Source organism: Streptomyces sp. SD31 (assembly GCF_052068475.1).
Lineage (GTDB): Bacteria > Actinomycetota > Actinomycetes > Streptomycetales > Streptomycetaceae > Streptomyces.
Genome location: NZ_JBQHCX010000017.1, coordinates 58,022 through 73,562, shown reverse-complemented (window position 1 = coordinate 73,562; position 15,541 = coordinate 58,022). Strand labels below are relative to the sequence as shown.

General features: G+C 71.1%; 16 protein-coding genes. 7 read left to right on the top strand and 9 right to left on the bottom strand.

Annotated elements, in window-relative coordinates:
• Positions 1 to 252: 252 nt before the first annotated feature.
• Positions 253 to 1,221 carry a UTP--glucose-1-phosphate uridylyltransferase GalU gene (galU, locus tag ACTMVF_RS31720; protein WP_441274518.1) on the top strand — a complete coding sequence of 323 codons (969 nt, stop codon included), beginning with the start codon at positions 253 to 255 and terminating at the stop codon, positions 1,219 to 1,221.
• 101 nt (positions 1,222 to 1,322) lie between these two features.
• On the opposite strand, the gene ACTMVF_RS31715 is transcribed toward galU, so the two are convergent.
• The 4 genes from ACTMVF_RS31715 to ACTMVF_RS31700 form a co-directional block, all read right to left on the bottom strand.
• The gene (locus ACTMVF_RS31715; protein WP_441274668.1) at positions 1,323 to 1,760 is read right to left on the bottom strand and encodes a DUF4442 domain-containing protein; all 438 of its coding nucleotides are present in this window, start codon (positions 1,758 to 1,760) and stop codon (positions 1,323 to 1,325) included.
• Between the two features lie 132 nt (positions 1,761 to 1,892).
• Positions 1,893 to 2,738 carry a spermidine synthase gene (locus ACTMVF_RS31710; protein WP_441274517.1) on the bottom strand — a complete coding sequence of 282 codons (846 nt, stop codon included), beginning with the start codon at positions 2,736 to 2,738 and terminating at the stop codon, positions 1,893 to 1,895.
• Between the two features lie 143 nt (positions 2,739 to 2,881).
• Positions 2,882 to 4,051 (bottom strand): elongation factor Tu, encoded by a 1,170-nt coding sequence (tuf, locus tag ACTMVF_RS31705; protein ID WP_441274516.1) that lies wholly within the window; start codon positions 4,049 to 4,051, stop codon positions 2,882 to 2,884.
• Positions 4,052 to 4,324: 273 nt separating this feature from the next.
• Positions 4,325 to 5,047, bottom strand: coding sequence for a DNA alkylation repair protein (locus ACTMVF_RS31700; protein ID WP_441274515.1), 723 nt, complete (start codon positions 5,045 to 5,047; stop codon positions 4,325 to 4,327).
• A gap of 49 nt (positions 5,048 to 5,096) precedes the next feature.
• Here ACTMVF_RS31700 and ACTMVF_RS31695 point away from each other — a divergent pair, with 49 nt between their 5' ends.
• Complete coding sequence (locus tag ACTMVF_RS31695) at positions 5,097 to 5,885, top strand: TVP38/TMEM64 family protein (RefSeq protein WP_441274514.1); 789 nt, start codon at positions 5,097 to 5,099, stop codon at positions 5,883 to 5,885.
• 109 nt (positions 5,886 to 5,994) lie between these two features.
• On the opposite strand, the gene ACTMVF_RS31690 is transcribed toward ACTMVF_RS31695, so the two are convergent.
• A complete protein-coding gene (locus ACTMVF_RS31690) occupies positions 5,995 to 7,164 on the bottom strand; it encodes a thiolase family protein (protein ID WP_441274513.1) in 1,170 nt (389 codons plus the stop codon).
• A 169-nt stretch (positions 7,165 to 7,333) separates the two neighbouring features.
• On the opposite strand from ACTMVF_RS31690, the gene ACTMVF_RS31685 reads away from it, so the two are divergent.
• Positions 7,334 to 7,804 carry a winged helix-turn-helix transcriptional regulator gene (locus ACTMVF_RS31685; RefSeq protein ID WP_441274512.1) on the top strand — a complete coding sequence of 157 codons (471 nt, stop codon included), beginning with the start codon at positions 7,334 to 7,336 and terminating at the stop codon, positions 7,802 to 7,804.
• A 28-nt stretch (positions 7,805 to 7,832) separates the two neighbouring features.
• Here the strand turns inward: ACTMVF_RS31685 and ACTMVF_RS31680 are convergent, their stop codons facing one another.
• Together ACTMVF_RS31680 and ACTMVF_RS31675 are read right to left on the bottom strand one after the other, a co-directional pair.
• On the bottom strand, positions 7,833 to 8,762 hold the full coding sequence (locus ACTMVF_RS31680) for a PmoA family protein (RefSeq protein ID WP_441274511.1): 930 nt from the start codon (positions 8,760 to 8,762) through the stop codon (positions 7,833 to 7,835).
• A complete protein-coding gene (locus ACTMVF_RS31675; RefSeq protein WP_441274510.1) occupies positions 8,759 to 9,988 on the bottom strand; it encodes a Gfo/Idh/MocA family protein in 1,230 nt (409 codons plus the stop codon). Before ACTMVF_RS31675 ends, ACTMVF_RS31680 begins: the two co-directional genes overlap by 4 nt.
• 259 nt (positions 9,989 to 10,247) lie before the next feature.
• Between ACTMVF_RS31675 and ACTMVF_RS31670 the strand changes: the two genes are divergently transcribed.
• Both ACTMVF_RS31670 and ACTMVF_RS31665 read left to right on the top strand, forming a co-directional pair.
• Entirely contained in the window at positions 10,248 to 11,123 is an 876-nt protein-coding gene (locus ACTMVF_RS31670; RefSeq protein WP_441274509.1) for an undecaprenyl-diphosphate phosphatase, read from the top strand.
• Positions 11,124 to 11,215: 92 nt separating this feature from the next.
• Complete coding sequence (locus ACTMVF_RS31665) at positions 11,216 to 11,395, top strand: hypothetical protein (RefSeq protein WP_078504336.1); 180 nt, start codon at positions 11,216 to 11,218, stop codon at positions 11,393 to 11,395.
• 119 nt (positions 11,396 to 11,514) lie between these two features.
• On the opposite strand, the gene ACTMVF_RS31660 is transcribed toward ACTMVF_RS31665, so the two are convergent.
• On the bottom strand, positions 11,515 to 12,120 hold the full coding sequence (locus tag ACTMVF_RS31660; protein ID WP_441274667.1) for a DUF4291 domain-containing protein: 606 nt from the start codon (positions 12,118 to 12,120) through the stop codon (positions 11,515 to 11,517).
• Between the two features lie 172 nt (positions 12,121 to 12,292).
• On the opposite strand from ACTMVF_RS31660, the gene ACTMVF_RS31655 reads away from it, so the two are divergent.
• Positions 12,293 to 12,778: a nuclear transport factor 2 family protein gene (locus tag ACTMVF_RS31655; protein WP_441274508.1), complete on the top strand. Its 486-nt coding sequence runs from the start codon at positions 12,293 to 12,295 to the stop codon at positions 12,776 to 12,778.
• 71 nt (positions 12,779 to 12,849) lie between these two features.
• Positions 12,850 to 14,430, top strand: a complete 1,581-nt coding sequence (lnt, locus tag ACTMVF_RS31650; protein ID WP_441274507.1) for an apolipoprotein N-acyltransferase — start codon at positions 12,850 to 12,852, stop codon at positions 14,428 to 14,430.
• Here the strand turns inward: lnt and ACTMVF_RS31645 are convergent.
• Complete coding sequence (locus ACTMVF_RS31645; RefSeq protein ID WP_441274506.1) at positions 14,354 to 15,259, bottom strand: Gfo/Idh/MocA family protein; 906 nt, start codon at positions 15,257 to 15,259, stop codon at positions 14,354 to 14,356. The genes lnt and ACTMVF_RS31645 overlap by 77 nt on opposite strands.
• Between the last annotated feature and the right edge of the window lie 282 nt (positions 15,260 to 15,541).

The following is a 15,541-nucleotide window of genomic DNA, read 5'->3' as shown; positions in this document are numbered from 1 at the left end:
TCCGGTCGCTCACTTTCGCACAAGCGAAGCACAGGAAACAAGAAGTTCGAGTGACCGACGTTCAAAAGGCGGGGAATTCAGGAAAGTTACCGGCGGTATCGGTGCCAGCTTTCGACATCACCGACGAACCGGCGCCAAGTTGTGTGCGACCGAGGACCATTGGTCCACGGAATCTTCAACTCCGCTTGTCGCACAGCAAGCTCCGAGGTTTCTCCCGGCGCACTCTCATCCCCGTGTACCAGCATGAGCCGCATGATCGTCCCCCACACGACACCCACCCCGGATGCGGGCGGTACGGCCCGTACCTCCCGCGGAGTCCGCAAGGCGGTCGTCCCGGCCGCCGGCCTCGGCACGCGGTTCCTGCCCGCGACGAAGGCGACGCCCAAGGAGATGCTGCCGGTCGTCGACAAGCCGGCCATCCAGTACGTCGTCGAGGAGGCCGCGGCGGCCGGGCTCGACGACGTCCTGATGATCACGGGCCGGCACAAGCGGGCCATCGAGGACCACTTCGACAACGCCTTCGAGCTGGAGCAGGCGCTCGCCGCCAAGGGCGACTCCGTACGGCTGGACGCGGTGCGCGACCCGGCCCGGCTCGCCGACATCCACCACATCCGCCAGGGCGACCCGCTCGGCCTCGGTCACGCCGTGCTGTGCGCCCGTCATCACGTCGGCGACCAGCCGTTCGCCGTCCTTCTCGGCGACGACCTCATCGACCCGCGCGAGACGTTGCTCAGCCGGATGCTGGAGGTCCGCGACCGCTACGAGGGCAGCGTGGTCGCCCTCATGGAGGTCCCGCCGGAGCAGATCCACCTCTACGGCTGCGCGGCCGTCGAACCGTCCGGCGAGGACGGCGTGGTCCGCGTGACCGGCCTGGTGGAGAAGCCGTCGCGCGAGCAGGCGCCGAGCCACTACGCGGTCATCGGCCGCTATGTCCTCGACCCGGCCGTCTTCGGCGTCCTGGAGCGCACCGCGCCCCGCCGCGGCGGCGAGATCCAGCTCACCGACGCCCTCCAGGAACTGGCGACGGGCGCAGCGGTCCACGGAGTCGTGTTCGACGGGCTGCGCTACGACACCGGTGACAAGGCGGACTACCTGCGCACGGTGGTACGGCTGGCGTGCGGCCGGGCGGACCTGGGACCGGAGTTCACGGCCTGGCTGAAGGAGTTCGTGGCGAGACTGGAGGAGGGCGGCGAGCAGGAGCGGAACCGGCTCGCTGCTTGAGCGTCCTCCGGGCCGCCGTGCGCGGTACGAAGAGGCCGTTCGCGGCCCGAAATGGCACAGGGGCCCCACATGGGGCCCCTTCCTACTGCCGTACGGCCGGCTCAGCCGTTCGGGCGCAGGGTCCAGACGACCGTCATCTCCCCGGTCACGGCCCCGTCGCCGCGCTGGATCTCGATCGCCACGGGGAACTCGGGCCGCTCCCCCGCGTCCAGCTCCGCGACAACCTCGGCGGCCGGGCGGCCCAGCGTCGCGGTGGCGGTGACGGCGCCCATGGCGAGCTTCTTGTAGGCGATCTCGGCGCGCACCGCGAGCGGCACGGCACGCGAGAGCTGGTCGCCGAACGCGGCCAGCACGATCGCGCCACTGGCGGACTCACCGAGCGTGAACATCGCGCCGGCGTGCGGCCCGCCCACGTGGTTGTGGTACTCACCCTGGTCCGGCAGAGCCACCACGGCCTTCTCCGGCGTGGTCTCCAGGAACTCGAGGTTCAGGGTCCGGGCCATCGGCACGGTGGCGGCGAGCATCTCGCCGATCGACATCTGGTCTGCGCTCATGGCGGTCATGTTACCCACGAGTAGGATCCGGGGACAGACCTATGTGACGAGCGTCGTGTCACATGCGACGAGCTTCGTGGGCGGCCGCCTCTCCCCCCAGCCGGAACCCGGCTCGACTCAGCCGATGCTGAAAGCCCCGTCGGGGGGCTCGGGTGACGGTACGGCGTCCTCGTCCCGCACCGGCCGCGCGCCGCCGATGAACTGTCGCAGGGCCGGCCCGTGTTCGACGCGCGCCGGAAAGGCGTCGGAGGCGGTGAGCCGGGCCAGGGCGGCCGTGTCGAGGGGCCGGTGCGCGGCGATGAGCACGGCGTTGCCGAAGCGCCGCCCGCGCAGGACGCCCGGCTCGGCGATCAGCACGAGCTCCTCGAACAGCGTGGCGTAGGTGGCGAGTTGGGAGCGCAGGAAGGCGAAGGGCGCCGCATCGGCGAGGTTGGCCAGATAGACGCCGCTCCCCCGCAGCACGCGCGCCGCGTGCCGGACGTACTCCACCGACGTCAGATGCGCCGGCACCCGTGACCCACCGAAGACATCGGCGACGAGCACGTCGGCCGAGTCGGCCTGAGCCGCCTCCAGCCAGGCACGGGCGTCCCCGGCGTGCAGCCGGATGCCGGCCCCGGCCGGGACCGGCAGATGCTCGGCGACCAGCTCCATCAGCCCACGATCGGCCTCGACGACGTCCTGCCGCGAGCCGGGCCGGGTCACGGCCAGATACCGGGGGAGGGTGAGCGCCCCGCCCCCGAGATGCAGCACATCGAGCGCGCGGCCCGGCTCGGCGACGGTGTCGAGCACATGCCCCAGCCGGCGGGCGTACTCGAATTCCAGATACGAAGGGTCGTCCAGATCGACATACGACTGAGGCGCTCCGTCGACGGTGAGCAACCAGGCCCGCTTTCGATCGACGTCGGGCATCAGCTTGGCGGTGCCGTAGTCGACGGACCGGGTGACGGGTATGGGATCGCTCACGACCCCATTGTGCCGGTGGCGGTCCTTTTCCGACGCCGGGGAGGGACACGCCCCCAGGGGCGCGGGGCTGTGTCGATATGCGGCTCCGCCACGTGGGCGCTACCAGCCACAACGGCCTCGCAGTCCCACGCGGCGAACCACCCTCACACGACGGCAGTCACGGTCCCCGCCCCGACGGTCCGCCCGCCCTCGCGGATGGCGAACCCGAGCCCCGGCTCCAGTGGAACGTCCCGCCCCAGCTCAACAGTCATCGTGACCGTCTCCCCGGGCCGCGCGACACCCACCTCACCAAGGTCGATGTCCCCGACCACATCCGCCGTACGGATATAGAACTGCGGCCGGTACCCACTGGAAACCGCCGTAGTACGACCTCCCTCACGCGCGGACAGCACATAGACCTGCGCGGTGAAGCGCCGACTCGGCAGGACACTCCCCGGCGCGACGACCACATGCCCCCGCCGGACGGCGTCCCGAGGAACCCCGCGCAGCAGCAACGCCACGTTGTCCCCGGCCTGCGCCTCGTCCATCGGCTTGCCGAACGTCTCCAGGCCGGTGACCACGCTCTCCAGCCCGGCCCCGAGCACTTCGACCCGGTCACCCACCCGCACGGTGCCCCGCTCGACGGCCCCGGTCACCACCGTCCCCCGGCCGGTGATGGTGAGCACGTTCTCGACGGGCAGCAGGAACGGCGCGTCCACATACCGCTCCGGCATCGGAACGTAGGTGTCCACCGCGTCGAGCAGCGCCTCGATCGACGCCGTCCACTTCGGGTCGCCCTCCAGCGCCTTCAGCCCCGAGACCCGTACGACGGGCGCGGCGTCGCCGCCGTAGCCGTGCTCGCTGAGCAGGTCACGGACCTCCAGCTCGACGAGGTCCATGAGCTCCCCGTCGCCCGCGTCGGCGTGCGTGAGGGCGACGACGATGTGGTCGACGCCCACCTGCCGGGCGAGCAGCACGTGTTCGGCGGTCTGCGGCATGATCCCGTCGAGCGCGGAGACGACGAGGATCGCCCCGTCGAGCTGCGCGGCGCCGGTGACCATGTTCTTGACGTAGTCGGCGTGGCCCGGCATGTCGACGTGCGCGTAGTGACGGGTGTCGGTCTCGTACTCGACGTGCGCGATGTTGATGGTGATGCCGCGCGCGGCCTCCTCCGGCGCCCGGTCGATGCGGTCGAAGGGCACGAACGTGCCGGACCCGCGCTCGGCGAGGACCTTGGTGATGGCGGCGGTCAACGTGGTCTTGCCGTGGTCGACATGACCCATCGTGCCGATGTTCAGATGCGGTTTGGTGCGCACGTATGCCGTCTTGGACATGGCTGTACCTCGAAGTCTCTACAGATGTCTCTGCGTAGGAGAGGGAGGAGAGGGGACCCCAAGGACTTGCCGACCCTCCCCCTGCGGGGTCCGCCGGACTGTCCGGGGAGGGTCAGCTTCGGGCGCCGTCGACGGCAGCCAGGAAGACGAGAACGGCAGCCTTCGGGGCATCCGCGACCGCGGATGCTGCGAAGAGGAAGGCGTGCCGGAACATGAGGTCGATCATCGTCGACGCTTTGCCCGACGTCGAATGGTTTTTCGCGGTACGGGACTTCAGTCGCTGATGTTCTTCAGCGCCTCCCGCACCGACAGCGGCGCGAACCGCCCCCGCTCCCGCGCCAGAAAGGCCCGTACGGCCTCCGGGTCGGTCTTGGCGTACTCGCGCAGGCACCAGCCGATGGCCTTGCGGATGAAGAAGTCGGGGTGTCCGGACTGGCGCATGCAGTAGGTGAAGAGGCGTTCGGTGTCGGTGCGTTCCTTGTAACGCAGCTGGTGGAGCAGGGCGGTGCGGGCCACCCACAGGTCGTCGTCGACGATCCACGCGTCCATGTCGGCCGTGAGCTTCGGGTCGGCCGCGACGAGCCCGCCGACGACATGCGCGGCGAGCGCGTCGACGGTGTCCCACCAGGAGACGGTGGTGACGAGGTGCCGGGCCACCGGCAGGAAGCCGGAGGAGCAGCGCCCCACGTGGCGGCGGAGATAGTCCACGGCGAAGTAGTGGTACTCGCGCTCGGGCAGCTGCCAGCAGCGCAGCGCGACGGCGGTGCAGTCGGTCTCGTCGGGGCGCGGTGTGCCCTGCAGGACGGTGCGGGACAGGGCGCGGCGCTCAGGAGTGGGGATGCCGAGGAAGGGGGCCACGTCCTTCATGTACGCCCGGGCGGTGGCGGCCCGCCTCGGATCCGCCGCGGCGGCGTACGCGGCGGTGAGCCGCTCCAGGACTGTGTCGGCAAGAACACTGCGGGGAACTTCCCAGGTTCCCGCACCTGTGACGCGCATGAGACGAACCATACGGCGATCACACATCTTTGTCGGTTACTGTCGCCGAATGCTCGACGATGCCACCACCCGCTCTGGGGGCACCGCCACTGCCTCTCCCCGGGCCACCGCCACGCAACTCGCCGTCCCCGCGCCGATGCCGGCGCCCGTACCCGTCCCCGCAGGTTTCGCCACGCGCTGCTCGAGAGCGCTGCTCTCCCCGTGGTCACGGCTGTCCCTGCTGGTGGTCCTGCTCGCGGCGGCCGCGTCGTCCGTGCTGCTCTTCGAACCGCAGAAGCTCCTGGCGAACGGCTGGCCGCCGCACGTTGAGGGCTCGGCCGCGATCGTGTTGTTCGCCGTGGCGTACGGGCTGGTCACGGTGGCGTTCGTGCCAAGGCCGCTGCTGAACCTCGCGGCGGGCGCGCTCTTCGGTTCCGGGTGGGGCATCGGCGCGGCCCTGGCGGGCACGGTGCTGGGGGCCGGCCTCGCCTTCGGGCTGGGCCGACTGCTCGGCCAGGACGCGCTGCGGCCGTTGCTGCGGGGCCGGTGGCTGAAGGCCGCGGACGGCCAGTTCAGCCGGCACGGTTTCCGCTCGATGCTGGCGGTGCGGCTGTTCCCCGGTGTGCCGTTCTGGGCGGCGAACTACGCCGCGGCCGTCTCCCGCATGGGCTACGTCCCGTTCCTGCTCGCGACGGCGCTCGGGTCGATCCCCAACACCGCCGCGTACGTAGTCGCCGGCGCCCGTGCCTCCGCGCCGACCTCACCGGCCTTTCTGATCGCGCTGGCCTGCATCGCCCTGCCGGCGCTGGCGGGCGTGGTGGTGGCCTGGCGCAAGCGCCACCACCTGCGGGGCCGCTGAACCGTAGCGCCGCCTGCGGGACCTGCCACCGGTCACCGGCTTCCGGCAATCGGCTATCGGCTATCGGCTATCGGCTATCGGCTATCGGCTATCGGCACCCGACTACCGACTACACCGTCTCCAGGATCATCGCGTTGGCGAGGCCGCCCGCCTCGCACATCGTCTGCAGGGCGTAGCGCGCGCCGCGCTCGCGCATCGCGTGGACCAGGGTCGTCGTCAGTCGGGTTCCGCTCGCGCCGAGCGGGTGGCCGATCGCGATCGCACCGCCGTGCACGTTGACCTTGGCGAGGTCGGCGCCGGTCTCCTGCTGCCAGGCCAGGACGACCGTGGAGAAGGCCTCGTTGACCTCGAAGAGGTCGATGTCGTCGAGGCTCAGCTGTGCCCTGCGCAGCACCTTCTCGGTCGCCGGGATGACTCCCGTGAGCATCAGCAGCGGGTCGGATCCGGTGACGGCGAAGCTGTGCAACCGGGCGAGCGGGCGCAGGCCGAGCCTGGCCGCGGTCTCGCTGGAGGTGATGAGCACCGCGGAGGCGCCGTCGTTGACGGGGCTGGCGTTGCCCGCGGTGACGTTCCACTCGATCTGCGGGAAGCGCTCGGCGAAGGCCGGGTCGTAGTAGGCGGGCTTGAGACCGGCCAGGATCTCGGGAGTGCTGCCGGGGCGGACGCACTCGTCGCGCGAGAGGCCTTGCAGCGGCGCGACTTCGGCGTCGAACAGGCCCTTGTCCCAGGCCTCGGCCGCCTTGTGGTGCGAGGAGACGGCGAACGCGTCCATCTGCTCGCGGGTGATCGACCACTTGGCGGCGATGAGCTCGGCACTGATGCCCTGCGGGACGAGGCCCTCCGGGTAGCGCTCGGCGATACCGGGGCCGAAGGGATCCTTGCCGGGCGGCACGTTCGACCACATCGGCACGCGGCTCATCGACTCCACGCCACAGGCGACGACCACGTCGTACGCGCCCGAGATGACGCCCTGGGCGGCGAAGTGCACGGCCTGCTGGGAGGAGCCGCACTGGCGGTCCACGGTGGTGGCCGGGACCGTCTCCGGGAATCCCGCCGACAGGGCGGCGTAGCGGGTGGTGTTCATGGCCTGCTCGCCGACCTGGTCGACGGTGCCGCCGATGACGTCGTCGATGAGCGCCGGGTCGACGCCTGAGCGTTCGACGAGGGTGCGCAGGGTGTGAGCGAGGAGTTCGACGGGGTGGACGTGCGCCAGGGAGCCGTTCGGCTTGCCCTTGCCCATCGGGGTGCGTACGGCTTCGACGATGACTGCGTCACGCATGGTGCGGGCCTCCTTGGCCGCCGGGGCGATGACCGGAGCGCCGACCCGGGTGAGGGGTGGCCGCCGCCGATTACCGGTGAGTAGGAAATCCGAACTCACCATAGCCCGGTCAGTTGGAAAATCAAACCCATTCAGTTGGAAACCCGAACCCTCCCCTAAACTGAGCGCCATGGCCGCCACCAAAGACCCGCGCCCCTGTTCCATCGCCGACGCCCTGGCGCTCGTCGGCGAGAAGTACTCCCTGCTCGTCCTGCGCGAGGTGTGCCTCGGCAACGGCCGCTTCGACCAGCTCGTACGCAACATCGGCGCCCCGCGCGACATCCTGGCCACCCGGCTGCGCCGCCTCGTCGACGCCGGGATCCTGACCAAGCGCGCCTACAGCGAGCGCCCGCAGCGCTACGAGTACCGGCCCACGCAGGCCGGGCTCGAACTGGAGCCGGTCCTGATGACGCTCATGGCGTGGGGCGACCGCCATCTCCGCACGGACGACGACCGCCCCATGGTGATCGAGCACATCTGCGGCAACGAACTGGTCCCGGTCGTCACCTGCCGGGCGTGCGGCGACCCAGTGCGCAACGAGGACCTCACGGCCCACCCCCAGGCACCCGGATGGACGGTGGCGGGGCCGTCGGCGGCGTGAAGCCCTCCGCGCCGTCACACGGCCGCGCTCAGCACCACGGATGCGTGTCCAGATACTTGGCGATCTCTTCCCGGTCCCAAGCCCCGTCGGCCACGACGACCCGGTAGCGGCGGGTGAGGGTGTCACCGGGGGCGAGCTCCAGCTCGTCGTGGAACGCCCAGGAGGGGGCCACTCCGGCGAAGGGCTCGTTGCGTACGAACCAGTGGGCCGGGTGGGCGCCCCGCTCGCCGGCGTGGTCGTTCTCGGGGGCGTGCGCGAAGACGAGGGTCGCGTGGCCGTCGGTGCCGTCGTGCTCCCCGGAGTAGGCGACCCAGGGCGCCTGCTCGCCCATCAGACCGGGGCCCTCGGCGTCCGGGGCGATGATCCGGCCGCCCTGGAAGGCGCGTGGGCCGCGCCAGAACAGGCCCGTGTAGCCGGCCATTTCCCGTCCGGCGGTGGTGGGGCTGCCGAACCGCAGCGGCTCGTCGCGCCGGTTGGTCACGGCGCTCGTCCAGGTCAGGGCCCACGACCCCGACTCCGGCTCGATGTCGTGCACCTCGATCCGACGCCGCTCCTCGGCCCACCGCTCACCGCTGTGGGGATGCCAGGTCAGCCGCTCGGCGATGACAACGCGGTCACCGTCCGAGGCGACCTCGTCGAACCCGACGTGCGCCATCGACCCGACGCGCTCGGGCAGTTCGAGATACCCCTGCCCATGGACGTAGGTGTTGCCGCCCCACAGGTTCGCCCCCGACAGATGTGAGGCCGTCAGCGACAGGCCCTTGTGCCACCGGTGGTCGTGGGGCCGGTAGTCGGTGACGATGTCACCGGCGAGGGTCCGCAGCGGGTGGACGTACGGCTTAGGGGCCTCCCAGGCGGCCTCCGGCCCGTAGACGTAGGCGAGCAGTTCGACACCGGTGAGCGGCTCGGTCACCGTGATGCGGTCGCCGTGCGCATGGACGATACGCAGCCCGCTCACGCGGCGGCCTCCTCGCCGGAGGCGGTCTGATCGCCGGAGGCCGCCTGCTCCCCCACGCCGGGCGCCCAGCCGGGCGCACCGCCGTGCATCGCCGCATAAAAGGGGTCGCCGGGACCGATCTCCCCCGCCTTCACCGTCGTATCGGTGAACGCGGACTTGTACAGCGCGGCGATCAGCTCCAGGCTCGTACGCCCGTCCGCGCCGCTGCTGCGCGGCCGCTCCCCCGCGCGCATGCTCGCGATCAGTTCCCGCAGCTGCTCCAGATGCGAACTGGGCACGTCCGCGCCGAAGTCCTGCCACGCCTCGGCCTCGGCGGCCGGCACGTCCCGGGCCGGGGTGATGGTCCAGTTGTCGTTGCGGTGGCCGTAGAGGTGGGTGAGTTCGACGGTGGCACGCTCGCAGTCGATGCGGATGCGGCTGACCTCGTCGGGGCTCAGCACGCTGTTCACTACGGTCGCCATCGCGCCGTTCGCGAACCGCACGAGCGCGGTCGAGACATCCTCCGTCTCCACGTCGTGCACCAGACGCCCGGCCATGGCCCGCACCTCGCTCCACGGTCCGAGCAGGTCGAGCAGCAGATCCATCTGATGGATCCCGTGCCCCATCGCGGGACCGCCGCCCTCGGTCCCCCAGCGCCCGCGCCAGGGCACGGCGTAGTAGGCGGTGTCGCGGTACCAGGTGGTCTGGCAGTGCGCGACGAGCGGCCGGCCCATGGCCTGCTCGGCGAGCAGCCGGCGTACGTGCCGGGTGCCCGAGCCGAAGCGGTGCTGGAAGACGATCGAGGCGTACGGTCCGCCGTCCTTGCCCTCCTGCGCCTCGACGGCGTCGAAGTCGGCGAGGCTCGGCACCGGCGGCTTCTCGCACCACACCCAGGCACCGGCGCGCAGCGCGGCGACGGTCTGGTCGCGGTGCAGGGTCGGCGGCGTGCAGATGGTGACCAGGTCGGGCCGCTGCTCCCGGAGCATCCGGTCCAGGTCGGTGAAGGGGCGGGGCGTCCCGGCCGCGGTCGCGGCCACGTCCGCGCAGAAGCCCTCGGCCGACTCCGCGTCGATGTCGACCGCGGCGACGAGCTCGGTCTCGCCCTCCTCGGCGAGCCTGGCGAGCGCGGGCAGGTGGGAGTCGCGTGCGATGGCACCGGTGCCGATCACGGCGACCCTGATGCGGCGGCCGGTGAGCGGGGCGGGGTGGCAGTGGTGCGTCCCGGGAGCGGTCTCGGATGTGGCCATGGACGTGATCGGACTCCTCCGGGACGCGGGCACGCGCGGAACCAGACAGCAAGCGCTTTCGGCTCGCAGCAACGTAAGCGGCGGCGCCTGTGCAGGTCAACACCGGTTTGGCCGGGATGGGCGAGCCCTCCGCCGAACCCCCGTGCCGGAGGCGTCGTCGCGGGACGCTACGCTGCCCCTCGACACCCGCGATCACTGCGCCGCCGACGCGGTGTCCCCGTCGCCTCTTCCACCATCAGCACTTGGACTCCGTAACTTCATGTCTTGGTTTGAATCGCTCATCCTCGGACTCGTCCAAGGGCTGACCGAGTTCCTCCCTGTGTCCTCCAGCGCGCACCTGCGGCTGACCGCGGCGTTCTCGGGCTGGGAGGACCCCGGTGCGGCCTTCACGGCGATCACCCAGATCGGCACGGAGACCGCGGTGCTGATCTACTTCCGCAAGGACATCGGGCGGATCATCTCGGCGTGGGCGCGGTCGCTGACCAACAAGGAGATGCGGCAGGACCACGACGCGCAGATGGGCTGGCTGGTGATCGTCGGCTCGATCCCGATCGGCGTGCTCGGCCTGACGCTCAAGGACCAGATCGAGGGCCCGTTCCGCGACCTGCGCATCACGGCGACGATGCTGATCGTGGTCGGCATCATCATCGGCATCGCCGACCGGCTGGCCGCACGCGACGAGTCCGGCGGCCGGCACCGCGCCGCCAAGCAGCGCAAGGGCCTCGAGGACCTGGGCGTCAAGGACGGCCTGATCTTCGGCCTGTGCCAGTCCGCGGCACTCATCCCCGGAGTCTCCCGCTCCGGCGCCACCATCAGCGGCGGCCTCTTCATGGGCTACACACGCGAGTCCGCGGCCCGTTACTCGTTCCTCCTCGCGATCCCGGCCGTCCTCGCCTCCGGCCTCTTCGAGCTCAAGGACGCGATGGAGAGCGACCACGTCTCCTGGGGCCCGACGATCTTCGCGACGGTGATCGCCTTCGCGTCCGGCTACGCGGTCATCGCATGGTTCATGAAGTTCATCTCGACCAAGAGCTTCATGCCGTTCGTCTGGTACCGCATCGCGCTCGGCATCGTCATCATCGTCCTCGTGGCAACCGGCGCTCTCAGCCCGCACGCGGCGGAATCCGCGGGCTGACCGGGCGGGCACCCGAGCCCGTGACCAATCACATACGTTGTGCGTAGCCGTCCGGTAGCGCACTGTCAGTCCTTGCCCCTAGGCTTGTCCGCATGTCCCCCCATTCCTTAGGCCCTGGTTCCGTGCGGTCTGCTGCCGAGGTGAACGAGGAGATACGCGCCCTGTGGCTGCGCGCGGGCGGCTCCCTGTCGGCCCAGGAGCGCGCGGAGTACGAGCTGTTGGTGGTCGAGTGGGCGGCCGCCATCCGCGGTGAGGTCATCGAGGCGGCCTGACGCCGAGACGCCGGGGCGGCGAGAGACCGGGGCGGCGAGAGACCGGGGCGGGCAGCCCCCCGGTTGATGATCCTCCGCCGGCTCTGGGCTCGTGGTCGTCTCTGAGCTCGTGGTCGTCTTCAGGCTCGCAGATGCGCGAGGACCTCGTCCTCCAGCGGATACGGCCGCTCCGGTGGCAACAGCTCGGCCGCACGGTCCAGTTCACCCGCCCGCACGCGCGCGTGGATCTCCGCGGCGAGCGGTGTCACGTCCTCGATGCCGACGATCCATTCGTCCGCGTACCGGGCGGCCGCCTCCCCGGTGAGCCCCAGTTGCAGGGACCGGTGCGGCAAAGGGTTGAGGTGCAGATCGCGCTCCGGATCCCACTGCACGCGCGCGGGTGCCGTCCTCAACTGCCGCTTCCAGGTGCCCTGGTCGCCGTGCAGGACGGGGACGTAGTGCGAGAGGCACGCGTGGCGCAGTGCCCACGCGAAGCCGTCCCGGCTGATCTCGACCGCGAGGACGGTCTCCTGGTTCTCCTTCGTGGCCCAGCCGCAGCGGTACATCATCCAGAGGAACGACGGCTTGATCCATGTCATGCGGTCACGGCTCCAGGACGGCGGAAAGCGGCCGTCGCGGGCGGCTGCCCGGCCGATCTTGGGGCGGTAGGCCTGGTAGACGGTCACCGTGGACTCGGTGTGGTGGGCGCGTATGCGGAACCTGGGTTCCTGCTGTGCCGGCTGCACGGGTCGGTCGTCCTGACCGTTCGGGTCGTTCGGGTCGATCGGGTCGTTCTGATTCTTCGGGTCGTTCTGGTCATTCACGGGGAACAGCCTCGCCCCCCGCCCCCGCCGACATCCACCGAATATCGCCGCACGCCCTCTTGGCTCCGCCCACCTCATGCCCAACACTGAGCCGATGACGCAGCGTGTGGAACTCGCCACCCTGAGGGACCGGCTCGCGGTCGACGAACTGATCACCGACTATGCCGTGGCCGTCGACGACGGGGACTGGGCGGCGTACCGCAGCCTGTTCGCCCCCGGCGGACGCGCGGACTACCGCTCGGCCGGTGGCATCGAGGGGGACGCCGGACAGGTCGCCGTTTGGCTCGCGGAGAGCATGCGGGTCTTCTCGATGCGGCAGCATCTCATCGTCAACCGCCGGGTGCGCTTCGGGATCCTCGAGCAGGACGACGGCGACACGGCCCGGGTCCAGGCCGAGTACATCAATCCGATGCGGTTCGCCGAGCACGGCGACGGCTGTGCCGCGCCCGATTTCGTGTGCGGCGGCCGGTACGCCTTCGGGCTGCTGCGGACGTACGACGGCTGGCGGCTGCGCGAGGTGGTCGTGCAGGAGAAGTGGCGTCGGCTGCCCGACCGGATCGCGCCGGCGGTGATCGACTGAGCGGAGACCCACTGTCCGTTGTCAGTGCCGACGAGCACACTGGAAAGACCACGAGGCAGGGAGGCCACCGCATGAAGACGATCAGCCACTGGCTCGCCTCGCCGTGGCGGCGCTCGGCCGCCGCCGCGCTGGCCGGTGCGCTGCCCGTGCTCGCCTATCCGGAGCCGTCGCTGTGGTGGTTCGCGTACGTCGCCCTGGTCCCGTGGATCGCGCTGCTGCGCTCCGCGCCGACCGCGAGGCGGGCGCTGTACGACGGCTGGTGGGGCGGGTTCGGCTTCATGCTGGCGATGCACCACTGGCTGCTGCCGAACCTGCATGTGTTCACGTTCGTCCTCGCCGCCCTGCTCGGCGCTCTGTGGGCCCCCTGGGGCTGGCTGGTGCGGCGTTTCCTCGCCGGGAAGCCGTCCGCGGGCCGGGTCGCGGCGGCCCTTGCCGTCCTGCCGTCGGGCTGGCTGCTGATCGAGCTCGTCCGTTCCTGGCAGGGGCTCGGCGGGCCGTGGGGTGTGCTGGGCTCCAGCCAGTGGCAGGTGGAGCCCGCGCTCCGGCTGGCGTCGGTGGGCGGGGTGTGGCTGATCAGCTTCCTGGCGGTGGCCGTCAATGTCGCGGTCGCCGTGCTGGCGGCGGTGCGCAGGTGCCGGGTGCCCGCGGTGGCCGGGCTCCTCGCCACGGCCGTCGCCACCTCGGCCGTATGGGTGTGGTCACCGCGCCCCGACGCCGACGACCGGGTCCGGATAGCTGTCGTACAGCCCGGCGTGATCCAGGGCGTCGGCGGCCCCGACCGCCGGTTCGACCGGGAGGAGCAGCTCACCCGCGAGCTGGCCGGCCAGGATGTCGACCTGGTCGTCTGGGGCGAGAGCAGCGTCGGCTACGACCTCGGCGACCGGCCCGACTTCGCCCGGCGGCTCGCCGCGCTCTCCGGCGAGACGGGGGCGAACATCCTGGTCAACGTGGATGCGCGGCGCTCCGACAAGCCCGGCATCTACAAGAGCTCGATCCTCGTGGGCCCGGACGGCCCGACCGGCGCCCGCTACGACAAGATGCGGCTGGTCCCCTTCGGGGAGTACATACCGCTGCGCTCGATGCTGGGCTGGGCGACCTCCGTGGGCGAGGCGGCGGCCGAGGATCGCAGGCGCGGCACGGAGCAGGTCGTGATGGACGCCGGACACGGGCTGCGGATCGGCCCGATGGTCTGCTTCGAGTCGGCGTTCGCCGACATGAGCCGCAACCTCGCCGACAACGGCGCCCAGGTGCTGATCGCCCAGTCGGCGACGTCGACGTTCCAGCAGAGCTGGGCCCCTGAGCAGCACGCCTCGCTCGCCGCGCTGCGCGCCGCCGAGACCGGCCGGCCGATGGTGCACGCGACGCTGACCGGCGTCTCCGCCGTGTATGGCCCCGGCGGGCAGCGCATCGGTTCCTGGCTGGGCACGGACGCGAGCAGGAGCGCGGTCTACGAGGTGCCGCTGGCCGACGGTGTCACGCCGTACGTCCGCTTCGGCGACTGGCCGGTGCAGGCGGCGCTGCTGATCGTCGCCGTCTGGGGCGCGAGCGAGGGCATACGGACGCTGCGGCTGCGGCTCAGGCGGCCCGCTCCTGAACCGCGTGTACAACCCGCTCGCACAGCTCATGGGTCGCCAGCGCGTCCCGGGCGCTGAGCACCTTGCCCGCGCGCACGGCGTCGAGAAAGGCCAGCACCGCCTGCTCGATGCCGCGCTGCCGGGCCACCGGCACCCAGTCCCCGCGCCGCCGCACGGTCGGCTGGCCCTTGTGGTCGACGACCTCGGCGAGGTTGAGCACCTGACGCTTGGTGTCCTGCCCGGACACCTCCAGGATCTCCTCGGCCGAACCGCTGAGCCGGTTCATCACGCCGAGGGCGGTGAAGCCGTCCCCGGCGAGCTGCAGCACGACGTGGTGCAGCAGCCCGTCCTCGACGCGGGCGCGCACGGTCACGTCGTCGACGGGGCCCGGCACCAGGAAGCGCAGGGTGTCCACGACGTGGATGAAGTCGTCCAGGATCATCGAGCGCGGCTCTTCCGGCAGCCCGATCCGGTTCTTCTGCATCAGGATCAGCTCGCGCGGATGGTCGGCGCACTGCGTGTAGCCAGGGGCGTAACGCCGGTTGAAGCCGACGGCGAGGCTCACGTTCCGCCGCTCGGCGAGCGCCACCAGCCGCTCGGAGTCGGCGAGATGGTAGGCGAGCGGCTTGTCGACATACGTCGGCACGCCCGCCTCCAGCAGCCGGGTCACGATCTCCGGGTGCGCGACGGTGGGCGCGTGCACGAAGGCGGCGTCGAGGCCCTGGGCGAGGAGCGAGTCGAGGTCCGCGTGCCGCCGCTCCGAGGGCAGGTGGAGGCTGTCGGCGACCCGGGCGAGCGTCGCGGGCGTACGGGTCTGCAGATGCAGTTCGACCCCGGGCTGTACGCCGAGCACCGGCAAATAGGCCTTCTGCGCGATGTCACCGAGTCCGATGCAGCCGACCTTCACGGGGTGTTCTCCTCTGGTGGTTGCCTGCCGGGGCCTTCCCGGCAGCATACGGCGCCTGCGGGGGCCGCCGGTCGGCGATGCCCGCCAAGCCCCTCGGGGACGGCAGGGCCCGGCCTGGGACCGCGCCGCGGTCACCGTCACCTTGACGGCCTGGCGGGCTACGACGCGTCGACGCGCCCAGGCCGGCTCGCGTGTACGGCGAGATCGTCGGCGTAGGCAGCGGACGGCCACCTCGATGGCGGTTGCCACAACGCCCCGGCGTCGGCGGTCTGGCGCGCGGCA